The organism is Leptolyngbya iicbica LK, assembly GCF_004212215.1.
GTDB classification, from domain to species: Bacteria; Cyanobacteriota; Cyanobacteriia; order Phormidesmidales; family Phormidesmidaceae; genus Halomicronema; species Halomicronema iicbica.
Window position 1 is genome coordinate 68,285 of the sequence record NZ_QVFV01000002.1, and the last position, 14,673, is coordinate 82,957.

The window sequence follows — 14,673 nt, forward strand, 5'->3', positions numbered from 1 at the left end:
CCACAACACAACAACAAAAAAGCCGAGGGGGTTTTGACCGCCTCGGCTGTGGGAGTGTGTCAAGGAAAACTCGGTCTACCAGGTGCGAGTGGGTGATAAAGCACTGCCCCGCAACAAGCTACCAACGGTCTTGGCCGTAATTTTGAGCTGCGTCAAGGGATTGGCGGGAACGACCGTTTTATACAGATAGCTGTCAAAGGTCAGCTTCTGCACATCCATATCGGCACACATCTCAACGAACGCTTCTCGCGTTGCATCCGTGCGATAGAAAACGCGCTGCAGCAGGTCGAGTACCAGATAAGTCGCTCCATACTCCTTATCCCAACGCTTGATGTAAGTCTTTAGGTCAGCCTCAGTCGGAATACGCTGACCCGCGTGGGAAAGTTCGACAATGGTTTCGGCACACATGCGAGCCGACTTGGCGGCAAAGTAAATGCCCTCACCAGAAGATTTGGTGACGGTACCTGCCGCGTCACCCACCAAGGCAACCCGACCGACCACCCGGCGTGGACGAGGATGCTCAGGAATGGGGTGGGCCTCAACTTTAATGATTTCGCCGCCTTCGATACGCTTAGCCGCGCGCTGACGAATACCCGCTTGCAGAGACTTAATCTTGGCCTGGTTAACCCGCATGGTCCCAGTGCCCACTGCGACGTGATCGTACTTGGGGAAAACCCAAGCGTAAAAGTCGGGGGAGACATCATTACCGACGTACATTTCAGCCAATTCTTCGTAATAGGCCATCTTGTCGTCAGGAATACGGATGCGCTCTTGGAACGCGATCGCATAGTTATAATCGCCCGCATCGATAGCCTTGGCTACACGCGAATTAGCACCATCCGCACCGATCACCAGATCAACCTGCAGGGTTCTGTCGTCGCCGACCAACCCATCGGGACGATGCTCAGTGTAGTGCAGCGTGTAGGGGTCGCTATCGGTCTGGGGGAGCTCTAACTTATACATCGTGCCATTGATGAGCTTGGCACCGAGCTTGGCAGCGCGATCGCGCAAAAATCCATCCAGCACTTCACGACGGCACATCCCGATATATTCATCAGGCTTAAGCGTGCTGCCAATATTGACTTCAATATTTGAAGGAGAGATCATCTTCATCTTCCGCACCCGTCGGTCAATGATCTCGGGGGGGAGGTCAAATTCATCGACCATACAGAGAGGAATCGCACCACCGCAAGGCTTGGCATTATCCAGCTTGCGTTCTAGCAAATAGGTTTCAATTCCAGCTTTGGCTAAGGTTTCAGCAGCAGAGGAGCCCGCTGGCCCGCCTCCGACAACGGCAACTCGCAGGGTCAAGAGCTTTTCTCCAGATTGTTCAAATCTACGAAACGCATACTATCACGGGCTTTTCGTCATTCCTGGCAGTTTCGCGGGGTTGTAACCGTAATGAAACAGTCGTTTACAATTAGATACCAGAAGTGGGAGGTTCTTTATGCCCGAGATGCCAATATCTCAATACATTCTAAATACGTTGTTATTGGTTGATGATGCGATTGACCGCTAAGGGGAACAGTTGCGGTGCGACTCAAGATTTGGTTGCTTAAGACGCTAGGTAAACGTCTGCGCCTATGGTTTTTGGCTTCTGGACTCTCTCGATAGTTGATTGAGCGGTTGCACACGGTAGGATTGCGCTATCTTTGGGCATGCTAACCAGAGGCTGGCTGAGCAAGGTTGAAGTTTGCCACGCAGTTGAGTCGTCCAACTTTTCATCATCAAGATTGAGGGCTTGAAGATCGCCAACAAGATTTGCCAAATTTGGGAATTTTATCTCAAAGCAAGTCGCCCCCACTCGTTTACAAATGGTCTGTTAGATTGACCTCACAAAGGTGCATCTTAAAGGCGGAGGTATGTCATTAAAAGGTTATGGATCAGAAAACGCACACTACTGATGATGGCCGACAAGTTATCGTGATTACGCCCACTGGGCGGTTAGACATCACGACTGCTTGGCAGTTTCGTCTCAACCTCCAGGACTGCATTTCTAGACTGAGCCCTCATGTCGTCATTAATCTCAGCCAGGTCAACTTTATTGACAGCTCTGGCCTGACGTCCTTAGTAGCGGGAATGCGTGACGCCGATAAAGTCCAGGGCAGTTTCCGCATTTGTAATGTCCATCCCGAAGCTAAGCTGGTGTTCGAAGTCACCATGATGGATTCGGTCTTTGAGCTCTACGAAACCGAAGAAGAAGCCTTGCAAAACAACCCTAAGCAGATTGCGAGCTAACGGGATCAGGGAGTTGAGCGCTGTCATCGTGCGTCTTGATTAATTTGAATGGGCCGTGCAGGGCTCCCCAGGTGGGTTTATGGGTGGCGGCATCAATCCCTTTGTCGTACATCCAAAAGGCGGCTGCAATAGAGTTGTCAGGGCTAGTCGCGATCGCATCAAATGCCAGCTCTACTAGTTTGGTTTCACCATTGACAACAAACTGACAATATTGCCCCGGCTGCTGCCTCGCCTCAAAACGAATAGTGTTGCCTTCGGCTCGGCTCTGAATAGACAAACGACTATTCACTAAAGTTTGTAAGTCGTCAGGTTGAAGTGCTTGCAGACGCTCGGGAGCTTGCGTTGCCCCCTGCCAGGCCAGCGGATTCTTTAACGCATAATATTCAGCCGTGAGCTGGTCAGTCTCGTTTCTGATTCTCAAGACTCTTTGCCGATAAGGGGCTTGGTCAAATGCAGCGCTAGCTTGCTCGATCAAGAAGGTGACACTGTCTTCAACAAATAGGCGTGTTGGAGAACACCAGAGTCGCAGGTGAACATACCAAGCGGGATCAGCTAGGGCCTGATCGCGATTTTGAAACGTCCCTGCTAATGTTCGACATAGTTGTTCGAACGCTGTTGATGCCGTCATTGACTTGTTCTCTAATGCCCGTTGTTAATTCAACTTTACTGGCGGGCACTTCTCCTCAGCAAGCGTGAAGCCCTGTTGTCACTATGATCTGCGCCGACAGCACGCGAAAAGTTGGAGTGGAGCGATCGCCGAATTTCCTAGTCCAAGGCTGACTTCTGGCAACGACAGTCTCAGCTCTGGCAGCAAGGCTCACTAGTCCAATGGCACTTATGCGGGGATTAAAGAAGTGGTATCAAGGCAACTACATTGGGCCGTCCTCACAGCGTTTTCTAAGAACCCTTAAAAATATTCGATTCCCTTGAGCATTAGACTCCGAAGTAGAGCCTCCAGCCTGATGCTAAGGCTGCCATCAACGCTGTTCTATGGCTGATGCAACCCACGCCATTTGATTTGCAAAGTATTGAAACTGGCATTGGCCGCAGAGAAGTTCATGACAAACATATTTCATTGCTAATTTTGCGGGACTTTAAGGCACCGAAAACAATGGTTTTTGTTGTTTTGAATACTACTTGTATACAAAAGCGTTGTTACTTTCACCGTATTAATTTGGTGTGAGTAGAAATATGTCTCATATGTCTGTTTGGCAGGGGCTGATGCAGCCTGCTAGAGTCAGGTGTGCTCAGTACGGTGGTCTAGCCGGTTTGATGTTGGCTTCGACGATCGCGCTCCCTGCCATTGCCTCGGAGTCACTGATCGAAGAGGACGCGGCCACCTCTCCTGCCGTTGATCTGACGACCGCCACCTTTACCGATCACTTAACGATTGACCAGGCGGCACTGACGACCGATGCCAACGCGGAATTGGCAACCATCGCTCAAATCGGCGTCGAGCCCAGCGGACAGCCATTAGCTGATGCGGCAGGGGCAACGGAAGTTCAACGTAACTGGCTAGGGATGGCTGCACCTGTCATCGAGGCAGACCTGGCGCCTATTCAGGTCGCTGATTTAGCTGCTGCCACTGCCGATGCCATTGCCCCCTATGTGACGACTGAGGCCGAGGCCCTGGGTGCGATCGCCCCCAGGCAATTAGCCCAGATATCAGAAATCACTGAGTTAACTGATGTTTCGGTCGATGCTTGGGCTTATCAGGCTCTCGCCAGTTTGGTGGAAGAGTATGGCTGCATCGAGGGATATCCCGATTTCACCTATCGGGGCGATCGCTTCATGACGCGGTATGAGTTTGCCGCCGGACTCAATTCTTGTCTGGATGCCATTCGGTTTCTCATTACGGACAATGGCGTCACTGCCGACGACCTGGCGACCATCCAGCGACTATCGGAAGAATTTGCCGCTGAACTGGCGGAACTGAGTGGCCGCGTCGATGCCCTTGAAGCTGACGTTGCGGAACTGCGTGCCAACCAGTTTGCCACTGTCACCAAACTGCGAGGCAACGTCTTTGCTCACATCAATAGTGGCTTTAGAGACGCCCCGATCTTGACCGAGCGGACGTTTGCCGGGAATGCGTTTGTCGGCGGACGCGATGCCCAGGGCGACCCGATTGTCCAAACCATCGACACCAACCCTGAGGTCAACTTTAGCTACTACACGTGGATTAACTTTGACAGCTCATTCACGGGGTCCGACCGACTCACTCTACAGTTCGTAGCGGGCGATGGCACCGCGAGTTCCAACATTTATACCTCTGCCGGTTTATTCAATACCTTTGGGGCCCCCTTTACCTTACAAACAGGGACACCGGGAAGCAGCATCAACGATGTTTATATCCGCGAACTCAGCTACGGTTTCCCCATCAGTGACAAGGTCTCTCTAGAGATCGGGCCGCGGATTAACTGGTATCGCTTCTTTGACAACAACCGTTACACCTTCTTCCTCACCGGGGCCAATAGTTTTAACTCCAGTGGGGGCACCCAAGTGAACGCTGTCGATCGTGGCACGGGCGCAGTCATGGTTTGGGATATCGCTGATTGGGCAGATTTCCGGGTTGGCTGGCTGGCAGAAAACACTGAATTCCTCACCAGCACGGCTGTGCCCGATCCCAGTCGGGGACTGTTTGGCGGGGCGCATACCCTCTCAGCGCAACTGGGCTTGAAACCAGTGAGTGACGTGAACCTCAGACTGCTGTATACCCGCTCGCGGCTGGTACCCAATGGGGCCGGTCAAATCGGTGGCGCCGTGAGTGAGCCCCTGTATGGTTTAGCGGATGATGGTTTTGGCGGGGCGCTGGATGCGGCCACCGCTGACACCTTTTTGGTGAACTTTGACTGGGCGGCATTAGACTGGTTGGGACTGTTTGGGCGCTATAGCTATGGCAGCACCAACCTCATCGACGATGACGATGACCTCGGCTCGGTCGATGCCCAATCTTTCCAGTTTGGCCTCGCCTTCCCCGATCTGTTCAAAGAAGGGGCGCTCGGCACCATTTCCTATGTCATTCCGTTCGATATCTTGGACGGTCGGGAGTTTTTGGTGGCGGGGGGCGGCGATGGCGGCACCCAGCAAGAGCTTGAGGTGTCGTATCGCTATCCGCTGTCGCCAAACATTGCGATCATGCCGTCGTTTTATTGGATTACCAATGCCAATAACTTTGACGACAATGGCAACCTCTACTTCTTGAACCTGCAAACGCAGTTGTTCTTCTAACTCGCGAGTGATTGGGTCAATGCCCATGATTCGATAGTTTCCTTAAATCTGAGCCACTGGTGATGCCCGGCAGGGCTAGGCAAGCCAGTGGCTCAGGCTTTTGATGGATGTCGATGCGGCCAGAGCTGTGCCGCGATCGCTAGCGCCACAGTCCCCCTAGCCAAATCCCCAGTTCTACACACACGAGCCCCAGACTGGCGCTGCCCAGCCAGTAGCCCAAGGCAGGGAGTCGCTGTTGGCTGCTGAACAGTTTGACCGTATCCAACATATAGGTGGAAAAGGTGGTGTAGGCCCCAAGAAAGCCGGTCATGAGCAGCTGTTGCCAGAATTCTGAGAGGCCCCAGAGCGGCGCGACCGTGGCCAAAAAGCCAATCATCAAAGCGCCCGTGAGGTTGACGCACAGGGTGCCGTAGGGAAAGCGATCGCCCAACCGCTGCAGCCAATACAACGACAGATAATAGCGACTCAGGGCTCCCCCGACGGCCCCAATGCTAATCGCAATAGGGGTCCAATCCGCCATTACTCGGTGATGCGACCGGACAATGGGGAACTGGCGCTAGCGTAGGCTTTGATAGGAATGCGACCGGAGGTGTGGGCCATGCGTCCGGCGATCGTTGCCATGCCCATGGCTTGCCCCATCACCACGGGATTTTGGGCTTTGGCGATCGCGGTGTTGATCAACAGCGCATCGGCCCCCATTTCCATGGCTGTTGCGGCTTCGCTAGGGGTACCAATGCCCGCATCCACCACCACAGGCACATTGGCGTTTTCGATAATGATTTTGATGTTGGCGGCATTGCGAATGCCCTGCCCGGAACCGATGGGGGAACCCAGGGGCATCACCGTCACGCAGCCCACTTCTTCTAACCGCTTCGCCAGGAGGGGATCGGCGTTGATGTAGGGCAATACGGCAAAGCCTTCTTTAGCCAGTTGTTCGGCAGCTTCTAACGTGCCAATGGGGTCGGGCAGCAGGTACTTCGCGTCGGGAATCACCTCCAGCTTCACGAAGTTGTTGTCTTCCTGGCCCAGCAGTTTCGCCATTTCGCGACCGAGACGGGCTACGCGCACGGCTTCTTCGGCGGTTTTGCAACCGGCGGTGTTGGGCAGCATCCAGATTTTGGACCAGTCTAGAGCTTCCGCCAACCCCTCATGACCGGGGGCGTTGGTTTGCACCCGACGGACGGCGACGGTGACGATTTCGCTACCGCTGGCGGCGATCGCCTGACGCATCACTTCAAAGTCGCTATATTTCCCCGTGCCCGTCATCAGCCGCGAGGTAAACTTGCGTCCGGCAATTTCCAGGGGCGTATCTTCAAATCCCTGAGGGGCCTGATTGGGGGAGGAAGGGGTAGCCAGTAAAGTCATAGCAGGTGTCGTCGGTAAAGGGACGGGCAGTGCGGGCGTCGAACGCTCGAAGCGTTGCCAGGTAAAGGGCGCGAGCAAGGGCGTGACGCGACCCAGAATGTAGTCTGACACAATCTCGGCGGTGATGGGCATCAGCAAAATGCCGTTGCGGTGGTGGCCGGTCGCGAGGGTCAGGTTTTGGCAGGTGCTGGGGCCGAGAATCGGCGCTTCATCCGGCGTGGTGGGGCGAAACCCCCACCAGGTTTCCTGCACGGGAAAGTCGCGCAGGGGGGGATACAGCTGCACCGCTTTTGAGAACAGGTGGGCCATACCGGCGGCAGTGATGCCGGGGGTAAAACTGACATCCTCGCAGGTGGCTCCGAGCACGATGCGGCCATTGCGGCGGGGCACGATGTAAATCTTGTCTTCGCCAAACAGGACGCGCTGGAGCGGTTGCGCCGGGGCCGCGTCGGGGGGCACTTGCACGGCGGCCATTTGCCCTTTTAACGGCGTCACGGGAATCGGCAGCAGGTCGTTGCTCCAAGCGCCGGTCGCCAGCACATAATGGTCGGCCCGCATCGGCCCCGCCGTGGTCTGCACCTGTTGCACCTGGCCCGATCGCTGCACGAATCCCTGCACCTCGACGCCTTCGTGAATCTCGACCCCCGCTTCTCGGGCGGCGGTGAGCAAGGTGTGGGAGAGCGATCGCGGATCTACCTGCCCTTCCTCTTCGTACCACCAGGCTCCGGCGAGTTCCGTCGGCAAACCAGGTTGATAATGAGATAACTGGGCAGCATCAATCCAGCGGCCCTGGGTGTCAGGGCGATCGCTCACATCAACCGGACGCTGCCAGCGCGGGGCAAGAATGCCGTTCGGCCAGTAACCGACGGATTGCCCCGTGAGGGATTCGAGCTTTTGCACCCAATCGGGATAGCGCTGCAAGCTCTGGCGACACAAATCTAATAGGGGGCCGGGGGGCAGGTCTTCGGCACCGGGGGCCAACATGCCTGCTGCGACGTGGCTCGCTCCTTCGAGAAAGTTGCGGCTGAGCACCGTCACCGACAGTGAGGCTTGCCGCAACTTGAGGGCGATCGCCAAACCCATCACACCGCCGCCCACAATTAGGACATCTGGAGTCCCCGTCATGCCTTTCGCCCACCTCAAATCAGTTGTCAGCCATTTGATCGTAAACGAACTGCGGCGATCGCAGCCAGCCGGACGGGGCAACATGCTGGAGTCACGTCCGGCTGGGCTAGTAGCACCTCGGCGAGTGGGGCGGCCTGCTGTTAGAGTCGCTGTGACCTGGTCGATGCCACGGTAGGAACCAGAGGATACTGCCACAGCGGTGCCGCCGGCCTGCCGCGTGTCTTGCGTCGATTCCAGGTCGCTGCAATTAAGGTGACGCGCCCGACGGCTCACAGCGTATCGTGGTCTCAACCACGTTGATTAACCAGGAAGAGTACGACCGATGGCAGACACGATCCGGCTCATCATTGATTGGCGCGAGGCCGATGCCGACATGCCCGAGGCCCAGCAAGAAACGGTAACTGAACTGCTGTTTCGCGAGATGAATGGCTTTGATGAAGTGGAGCGGGTGGAACGGGTGGCCGACCCGGCAGCGCCCAAAGGCGGCATGGGGGCCGCCTGGTTGTGGAGTATCCTCACCGCTGAAGTCACGATCGCTAATCTCAAGCGACTGGGGCAAGAAGTGCAGGGGCGTTTACCGGGCAAGCCCATTAGCTTTACGGTCAAGGCGGGCGATCGCGAGCTTACCGTTGAGAACCTGCGCCCCGAAGACCTGGACGCCACCCTCGAAAAGCTGGTCGCCGCCGCCAAAGACCTGGCACAGGATAGCTGATGCTGCGCCAGGTCTTTGGCTCATCCTCTCGATAACGAATTTGCGGTGAATCGAGGGTTTAATAGAAGAGGCGAAACACGGGCATTGACGAAGCGGGCATGGGTAAAAAAGTCGCCCTGTTAATTGGCATTGGCAACTATGGCAGTGGATTGAAAACGCTCCAATGTCCTGCCAATGGCGTGAATGCGATGAACACGGTGCTGGCGGAGCCGGAGATTGGCGGCTTTGATGAGGTGATTCCTCTGATTGACCCGGATGTGGGCACCATGCGTAGCCAGATTGGGGCAGTGTTTGGGCGGCTGGCGAAGTCGGATCTGGCGCTGTTTTATTTCACCGGGCACGGCATCAAAGACATGACCGGGGAGTTTTATCTCACCACAGCGCAAACGCAACTCTTCGACAACGGTCGGCTGAATCCGGGGACGGCGGTGGAAGCGGAGTTTGTGAAGCGGGTGATGGGCAACTGCTACGCCCAGCGCAAGGTGATCATTCTGGACTGCTGCTTTGGGGCGGCCTTTGCTGAGGGCTTTTTGACCATGGATGACGGCGGCGTTGATCTGGAAGCGGAACTGGGGGGCAAGGGCTGGGTGGTCTTGACGGCGGCAACAGCCCGCAACTACGCTCTGGAACAAGAGGGTGAACCGTTGTCGGTTTATACGCGCTACCTGACTGAGGGCTTACGGACGGGGGCGGCTGCCAAGCGGGGAAATGCTTACATTTCGGTGGGGCAACTGCACGACTATTTGCGGACCCAGGTGCAGAAGGTGGCCCCCACCATGTCGCCAGAAATTTTTAATGCGCGGCAGGGGCAAGCCATTCAGATTGCGAAGGCCGCGATCGCCACCCGCGAACTCACCTATCGCGAAGCCATTCGTAGCAAAATTCGCCGAGGGCAGATCGGGGGAGCCGGACGGGTTTATCTAAATACGCTGCAACAGCAACTCCAACTCCCGCCCCAGCGGGCTGCCGAGTTAGAAACTCAAGAGCTGCAACCTTATGCCCAAAAGCAGGCGCACCTCGACACTTATCGTCAGGCGCTTTTGGCTGAAATTGAGGTGGAATATCCTTTGGGCGATGACGCGATCGCGGATCTGCAAGATTTGCAAAAGCTGCTGAATTTACGCGATCGCGATGTGCGGCCCCTGGTGATTAAAACATTGCAGGCATTATCCGTGCGTGGCGATGTCCGCGCGATGGTCTCTCGGCTGTTTTCCCCACCTGAGATAACTCAGCCAGCGTTGCCAGAGCCATCCCAAATCCAGCTGCCAGCGATCGATATCCCCCTGCGGTCAGCCCGGGGCATTGATTATCAGCCCTTGGTGGAACTGCTGCGATCGCAACAGTGGCAGGAAGCCGATCAATTCACCCGCCAACAGATGCTGAAAATTGCTGGGCGCACGACGGCGGGCTGGCTGCGGGGCGAAGATTGGGAAAATTTTCCGGCGACCGATTTACAAACCATTGACCAACTCTGGCAAGCCTATTCGAGCGATCGCTTTGGTTTGAGCTTGCAAATTGCGGCATGGGAAAGCGCGGGGGCCCATGTCGATCTCGAAACGATGCGAACGGTAGGCATCCAGCTCGGTTGGAAGCCCCCGGAAGGCTATTGGAAAGAACCCGAAGGCTATACCTATAACCTGTCAGCCCCGCCCGGTCACTTACCCACGCAGTTGACGAAGGTCGGTAGCTTGGGCCGCAAGTTTCAGGCCGTAGCGCAGAAACTTCGTCGTCAACTACCTGAACCAGCAAATGCAATAGGGGAGCCAGCCCAACCCGTAAATCCCAGAGTGCCTCATTGGTCAGAACGGTGGGGGATGACGGCCCAAAGCTATCCATTTGAGACGATGCGGGTGAATGAGCGTGGTGACATTGTCGAGCGCATTGCTGGTGAAGCAGAATGCTTTGTCGAAGACCTGGGCAATGGCGTCACTCTGGAGATGGTGTACATCCCTGGTGGAGAGTTTTTGATGGGGGCATCGGAGGACGAGGCGGGTGCCTTCAGTGATGAACCCCCCCAGCATCGGGTGACGGTGCCGGAATTTAGCCTGGGCAAGTTTGCGGTAACCCAGGCACAATATGCTGCCATCACAGGCAAAAATCCCAGCCACTTTAAGGGTGATCAGCGTCCGGTCGAAAGGGGGGCTTGGCAGGATGCGGTGGCGTTTTGTAAGGCGCTGACTGACCGCACCGGAAAACGGTATCGACTGCCCAGCGAGGCGGAATGGGAATATGCTTGTCGCGCCCACACCTCAACACCCTTTGCCTTTGGGCCGACCCTGACGCCCGATTTAGCCAACTACGACGGCAACTACAGCTATGGTCAGGGGCCAGAGGGCACCTACCGGCAGCAAACCACCGAAGTCGGACAATTTCTGCCCAATGGGTTGGGTCTGTACGACCTCCACGGCAATGTGTGGGAATGGTGTGCTGATGGGTGGCACTACACCTATGATGGTGCTCCCAGCGACGGCACCGCTTGGACAGCAGGAGGAGAGCAAAACGGACGGGTGATACGCGGCGGCGCCTGGAACGTCGATCCGAGGCTCTGCCGTTCCGCGTCTCGGCTCAGGCTTACGCCCGACCTCCGCAACTACGACATCGGTTTTCGGGTGGTCTGTTCTCCCCCCAGGACTTAGCCCTCTGCTCTTTTGCCCTTGCACTGCGTGCCGCTGCGCTAGAGCCCTCTTCTGCTTTACATTTCTTTATATTCCCTACTGGTGCTCTCTCCCCTGGCGCTAAGCGCCTCGATTTTTTTGTTTTTTCCACTCGACATTTCCGCATCCAACATAGCGTCAGTTTGGCGGCTGAGCCCGAATGCCCAGATTATTTGCCACCGGACGTTGCCGTAGAGGCCATTTAGTATGAATCGGCGCATTGAGCGGCTGAGAACCACTAGAGGTCTCAATGATCAGCGTTGTTGAGCCACCCCCGTCGAGGTTTAGAGCGGCATCAGCGTTGAGATTGAGGGCCATCTCAGTAAGTTGCGTCAACGTTGCCCCTTCGCTGTAGTGCGGCTGTTTGCCATCCACCACGACGAGAGAGAGTTCATTGCCGTCGGCACTCACCACAGCCATGACCCGGGCATAAGCCCGATCGCTAAAGTCGAACGGTACCGCTACACCATTCGCGACCAATTGTTGATTGCCCGCAACGGCTTGCTGCGTCCCCATCGGACAATTCCCTTCAGCGACAATTTGGGCACGGTTATCGCCAGCAAAACACAGGGCCGGCCAAGTCGGTTGTGCGGGTGAATAGGTCTCGCCATCGGCGATGCCAATGCCCAAAATGTTGGTGTGATCGCCTTACAGAAAGGATTAGGCATCCAAGCGTCGGTGTTGCAGGGGACGCACCTGGGTGATGGTCTCAAAATCGCGATCGCGGTGAATCAAAATCAAGTTGTGCTCCAATGCTGCCTGGGCAATGCAGCAGTCGATGGGGCTCCGCACCGTTAACCCTTGACGCCTCAAGTCATAGTAAATGCGGGCGGCAGCTTGCCAGGACGATGGCGAAAGCTCGGCATAGGTCTGGGTTTCTAAATAACTAGAAAGCGTGGCCCATTCTTGGTCGTTGAGACTGCCCTGCAAAAGTTCAAGTTGGGTAAATCGAGTAATTAAGATGTCGCGTCCAGCGATCAGAGTCTCTAGGGTTTGGCGAACCTGACCGCTGCGATCGCGAAAAACCGCAATCCAAACTGAGGTATCAATCAGCAGCACGGGGCATCTCACGCAATATTTTGTGGTCAAAATCGGGGGCTAGCTGAATCTGGCCCGCCAAATCAAGCAGATTTTTCTGACGGTGCGACTGCACAAACTCTTGCAGGGCCAAATTGATCAACGCTTCTCGACTAGCCAGATTCGTCAGCTTGGCGGCTTCGTCCAGCAAGGCATCATCAAGGTTGAGGGTAATTTGCATGGCGAAGAATGTATGGCTAGTTGTGCAAATGTCGTTCGTGGGAGCAGTTTCGATCCAGTTGCCGTTGTGAAAATTCTATCGATTCTGCAACGGCTTGCGAATACATCAGCCCAATTTCCGCTAAACCTTTGAAAAAGCAGGGTGCAGTTGGACGATTGACGAGCTTGGGCGATCGCTCCATGCTGGAAACATGCCCCCGTCCATTTTTCCGGAACCTTTGCCATGCCCCCCGCTGCCCTGCCCTGGATAGTCGCGATCGCCCTCAACTCGATACTGCTAGCGATCGCCTGGTTTCTGCCGAAAAAGCTGCTGACCCCAGCGGGCTATCTGCACGCCTGGGTGCTGGGGGTGTTGGTATGGGGCTGTTTGGGCTGGCAGGGCTACACCGTCGTCATGGTGTACTTTTTGGTGGGCACAGCCGTCACCCGCATCGGCATGGCGGAAAAAGAAGCGGCGGGTATTGCCGAAAAGCGTTCCGGGGTGCGGGGGCCGGAAAACGTGTGGGGTTCCGCGCTGACGGCGACGCTGTGTGCGATCGGCATTTTCGTCGCGCAACAGGGCTGGCTGACAGAGACGAATTTATGGGTGGGGCTGCTCAGCCTAGGCTACGTGGCCAGTTTCGCCACCAAGCTGTCGGACACCACCGCCAGCGAAGTCGGCAAAGCCTACGGCAAGCGCACCTTTTTGATTACCACCCTGCGCCCCGTTCCAGCAGGCACCGAGGGAGCAGTCAGCCTGGAAGGAACCTTGGCGGGCGTTGTGGGCTCGGCGGTGATGGCGGCAGTCGGTTTGGCGACTGGCTTGATTACCCCCGTGGGAGCGCTACTGTGCCTGATCGCCGCTTTCATCGCCACCAATGCAGAAAGCGTCATCGGGGCAACGCTACAAGAACAACTGCCCTGGTTGACGAATGAACTGGTCAATATCGTGAATACGACCATTGGGGCGATCGCCGCGATTTTACTGGCCTTAATATTCTTCTAAGCTTTACGATGAATGTGGATAGCAGGTCTTAGATCCCCCACTGTCGCCGCCCCCTTGAAAAAGGGGCTATTAATATCTCGGCGGGAAGTCCCCCTTTTCAAGGGGGATTAAGGGGGATCAGTAAACGCCACGCTACCGATAGAAAATCTCTACGGTCGACTGTTCGTTGGGGAATAACGATGAGCAGGCACTGTAGGGCATTTGTTCACCCAGCAGGCATGGTTTTGGCACTATGGCAGCGTTATCTTGGTTAACCCCCAGTCACTTCATCATCGTGGGGTTGTTGGTCGGCTTTGCGATCGCCCACAGCGGCCTCGCCGCCCTCCGGCCCCGGGGCGAAAAACTTATCGGTGCCCGCGCCTATCGCGTCCTCTTTGCCCTGGTCAGCATTCCCTTCGCCAGTGTGCTGATCATTTACTTCATCATTCACCGCTACGACGGCGCGCAATTGTGGAATGTGCAAGGCGTCCCCGGCATGTTTGAAGGCGTCTGGATTGCCTCCGCCATTTCCTTCGTCTTTCTCTATCCCGCCACCTTTAACCTGCTGGAAATCGCCGCCATCCAAAAGCCCGAAATCCACCTTTACGAAACAGGCATCATTCGCATCACTCGCCACCCCCAAATGGTGGGACAGGTGCTCTGGTGCATCGCCCATACCCTGTGGCTGGGCACCACCTTTATGCTGGTGACTTCAGCGGGATTAATCGCCCACCATTTATTTGCCGTGTGGCATGGCGATCGCCGCTGGCAAGCGAAGTATGGCGACGCCTTCCTCAAAGTGAAAGAGCGCACGTCGGTGATCCCCTTTCTCGCCATCCTGCAAGGGCGACAAGAACTCAAACTGCTGGAGTTTGTGAAACCCGCCTATGTGGGCATTCTGTTGTTTGTCCTGGGATTCTGGTGGGTGCATCCCAAACTCATCCAAGCGAGCCAACAGCTCACCTGGTAAGTCGGCAGTCACAATTTAGCAGACAGGTTTTCTCTCCACGGAGGCACTTCGCGGCAGCACGGCCTGGAGGAGTGACGACTCCACTCAACCCTCAACGTTTTATCTGGCAGACCCTATCGCTCATTGAGCGGCGGCGAAATCAGCCATCTAGTGGGCTGTA

Annotated in this window: 13 protein-coding genes; 6 read left to right on the top strand and 7 right to left on the bottom strand. The window is 55.9% G+C overall.

Going from position 1 to position 14,673, the window contains the following annotated elements:
• Positions 1-75: 75 nt before the first annotated feature.
• Entirely contained in the window at positions 76-1,311 is a 1,236-nt protein-coding gene (chlP, locus tag DYY88_RS07400; protein ID WP_039728686.1) for a geranylgeranyl reductase, read from the bottom strand.
• Between the two features lie 567 nt (positions 1,312-1,878).
• Here chlP and DYY88_RS07405 point away from each other — a divergent pair.
• Positions 1,879-2,238, top strand: a complete 360-nt coding sequence (locus tag DYY88_RS07405) for an STAS domain-containing protein (protein WP_039728682.1) — start codon at positions 1,879-1,881, stop codon at positions 2,236-2,238.
• On the opposite strand, the gene DYY88_RS07410 is transcribed toward DYY88_RS07405, so the two are convergent.
• Positions 2,219-2,866: a chromophore lyase CpcT/CpeT gene (locus tag DYY88_RS07410; RefSeq protein WP_039728681.1), complete on the bottom strand. Its 648-nt coding sequence runs from the start codon at positions 2,864-2,866 to the stop codon at positions 2,219-2,221. The two genes, DYY88_RS07405 and DYY88_RS07410, sit on opposite strands and share 20 nt — an antisense overlap.
• 563 nt (positions 2,867-3,429) lie before the next feature.
• Between DYY88_RS07410 and DYY88_RS07415 the strand changes: the two genes are divergently transcribed.
• Entirely contained in the window at positions 3,430-5,466 is a 2,037-nt protein-coding gene (locus tag DYY88_RS07415; protein WP_084607153.1) for an iron uptake porin, read from the top strand.
• Positions 5,467-5,605: 139 nt separating this feature from the next.
• Here DYY88_RS07415 and crcB read toward each other — a convergent pair whose 3' ends face one another.
• Together crcB and thiO are read right to left on the bottom strand one after the other, a co-directional pair.
• Positions 5,606-5,986 carry a fluoride efflux transporter CrcB gene (gene crcB, locus DYY88_RS07420; RefSeq protein ID WP_039728679.1) on the bottom strand — a complete coding sequence of 127 codons (381 nt, stop codon included), beginning with the start codon at positions 5,984-5,986 and terminating at the stop codon, positions 5,606-5,608.
• A complete protein-coding gene (thiO, locus tag DYY88_RS25125; protein ID WP_437438581.1) occupies positions 5,986-8,229 on the bottom strand; it encodes a glycine oxidase ThiO in 2,244 nt (747 codons plus the stop codon). Before thiO ends, crcB begins: the two co-directional genes overlap by 1 nt.
• A gap of 49 nt (positions 8,230-8,278) precedes the next feature.
• On the opposite strand from thiO, the gene DYY88_RS07430 reads away from it, so the two are divergent.
• Complete coding sequence (locus DYY88_RS07430; RefSeq protein ID WP_052288605.1) at positions 8,279-8,668, top strand: hypothetical protein; 390 nt, start codon at positions 8,279-8,281, stop codon at positions 8,666-8,668.
• Between the two features lie 98 nt (positions 8,669-8,766).
• Complete coding sequence (locus DYY88_RS07435) at positions 8,767-11,304, top strand: caspase, EACC1-associated type (protein ID WP_052288604.1); 2,538 nt, start codon at positions 8,767-8,769, stop codon at positions 11,302-11,304.
• A gap of 156 nt (positions 11,305-11,460) precedes the next feature.
• Here DYY88_RS07435 and DYY88_RS07440 read toward each other — a convergent pair whose 3' ends face one another.
• From DYY88_RS07440 to DYY88_RS07450, 3 genes are read right to left on the bottom strand one after another with little or no spacing between them, the layout of a single operon-like run.
• On the bottom strand, positions 11,461-11,952 hold the full coding sequence (locus DYY88_RS07440; protein ID WP_052288603.1) for a phosphodiester glycosidase family protein: 492 nt from the start codon (positions 11,950-11,952) through the stop codon (positions 11,461-11,463).
• A gap of 30 nt (positions 11,953-11,982) precedes the next feature.
• A complete protein-coding gene (vapC, locus tag DYY88_RS07445) occupies positions 11,983-12,381 on the bottom strand; it encodes a type II toxin-antitoxin system VapC family toxin (protein ID WP_039728677.1) in 399 nt (132 codons plus the stop codon).
• Positions 12,368-12,580, bottom strand: coding sequence for a type II toxin-antitoxin system VapB family antitoxin (locus tag DYY88_RS07450; protein WP_039728675.1), 213 nt, complete (start codon positions 12,578-12,580; stop codon positions 12,368-12,370). The genes vapC and DYY88_RS07450 overlap by 14 nt, the downstream gene beginning before the upstream one ends.
• Positions 12,581-12,802: 222 nt before the next feature.
• Here DYY88_RS07450 and DYY88_RS07455 point away from each other — a divergent pair, with 222 nt between their 5' ends.
• Entirely contained in the window at positions 12,803-13,564 is a 762-nt protein-coding gene (locus DYY88_RS07455) for a TIGR00297 family protein (RefSeq protein ID WP_039728674.1), read from the top strand.
• A gap of 232 nt (positions 13,565-13,796) precedes the next feature.
• The gene (locus DYY88_RS07460) at positions 13,797-14,513 is read left to right on the top strand and encodes an NnrU family protein (protein WP_039728673.1); all 717 of its coding nucleotides are present in this window, start codon (positions 13,797-13,799) and stop codon (positions 14,511-14,513) included.
• Positions 14,514-14,673 lie beyond the last annotated feature (160 nt).

Excerpts from the sequence above, each read along its gene's own strand:
- DYY88_RS07405 (WP_039728682.1), top strand. The coding sequence starts at position 1,879 with ATGGATCAGAAAACGCACACTACTGATGATGGCCGACAAGTTATCGTG.
- DYY88_RS07410 (WP_039728681.1), bottom strand. The coding sequence starts at position 2,866 with ATGACGGCATCAACAGCGTTCGAACAACTATGTCGAACATTAGCAGGG.
- DYY88_RS07415 (WP_084607153.1), top strand. The coding sequence starts at position 3,430 with ATGTCTCATATGTCTGTTTGGCAGGGGCTGATGCAGCCTGCTAGAGTC.
- crcB (WP_039728679.1), bottom strand. The coding sequence starts at position 5,986 with ATGGCGGATTGGACCCCTATTGCGATTAGCATTGGGGCCGTCGGGGGA.
- DYY88_RS07430 (WP_052288605.1), top strand. The coding sequence starts at position 8,279 with ATGGCAGACACGATCCGGCTCATCATTGATTGGCGCGAGGCCGATGCC.
- DYY88_RS07435 (WP_052288604.1), top strand. The coding sequence starts at position 8,767 with ATGGGTAAAAAAGTCGCCCTGTTAATTGGCATTGGCAACTATGGCAGT.
- DYY88_RS07450 (WP_039728675.1), bottom strand. The coding sequence starts at position 12,580 with ATGCAAATTACCCTCAACCTTGATGATGCCTTGCTGGACGAAGCCGCC.
- DYY88_RS07455 (WP_039728674.1), top strand. The coding sequence starts at position 12,803 with ATGCCCCCCGCTGCCCTGCCCTGGATAGTCGCGATCGCCCTCAACTCG.
- DYY88_RS07460 (WP_039728673.1), top strand. The coding sequence starts at position 13,797 with ATGGCAGCGTTATCTTGGTTAACCCCCAGTCACTTCATCATCGTGGGG.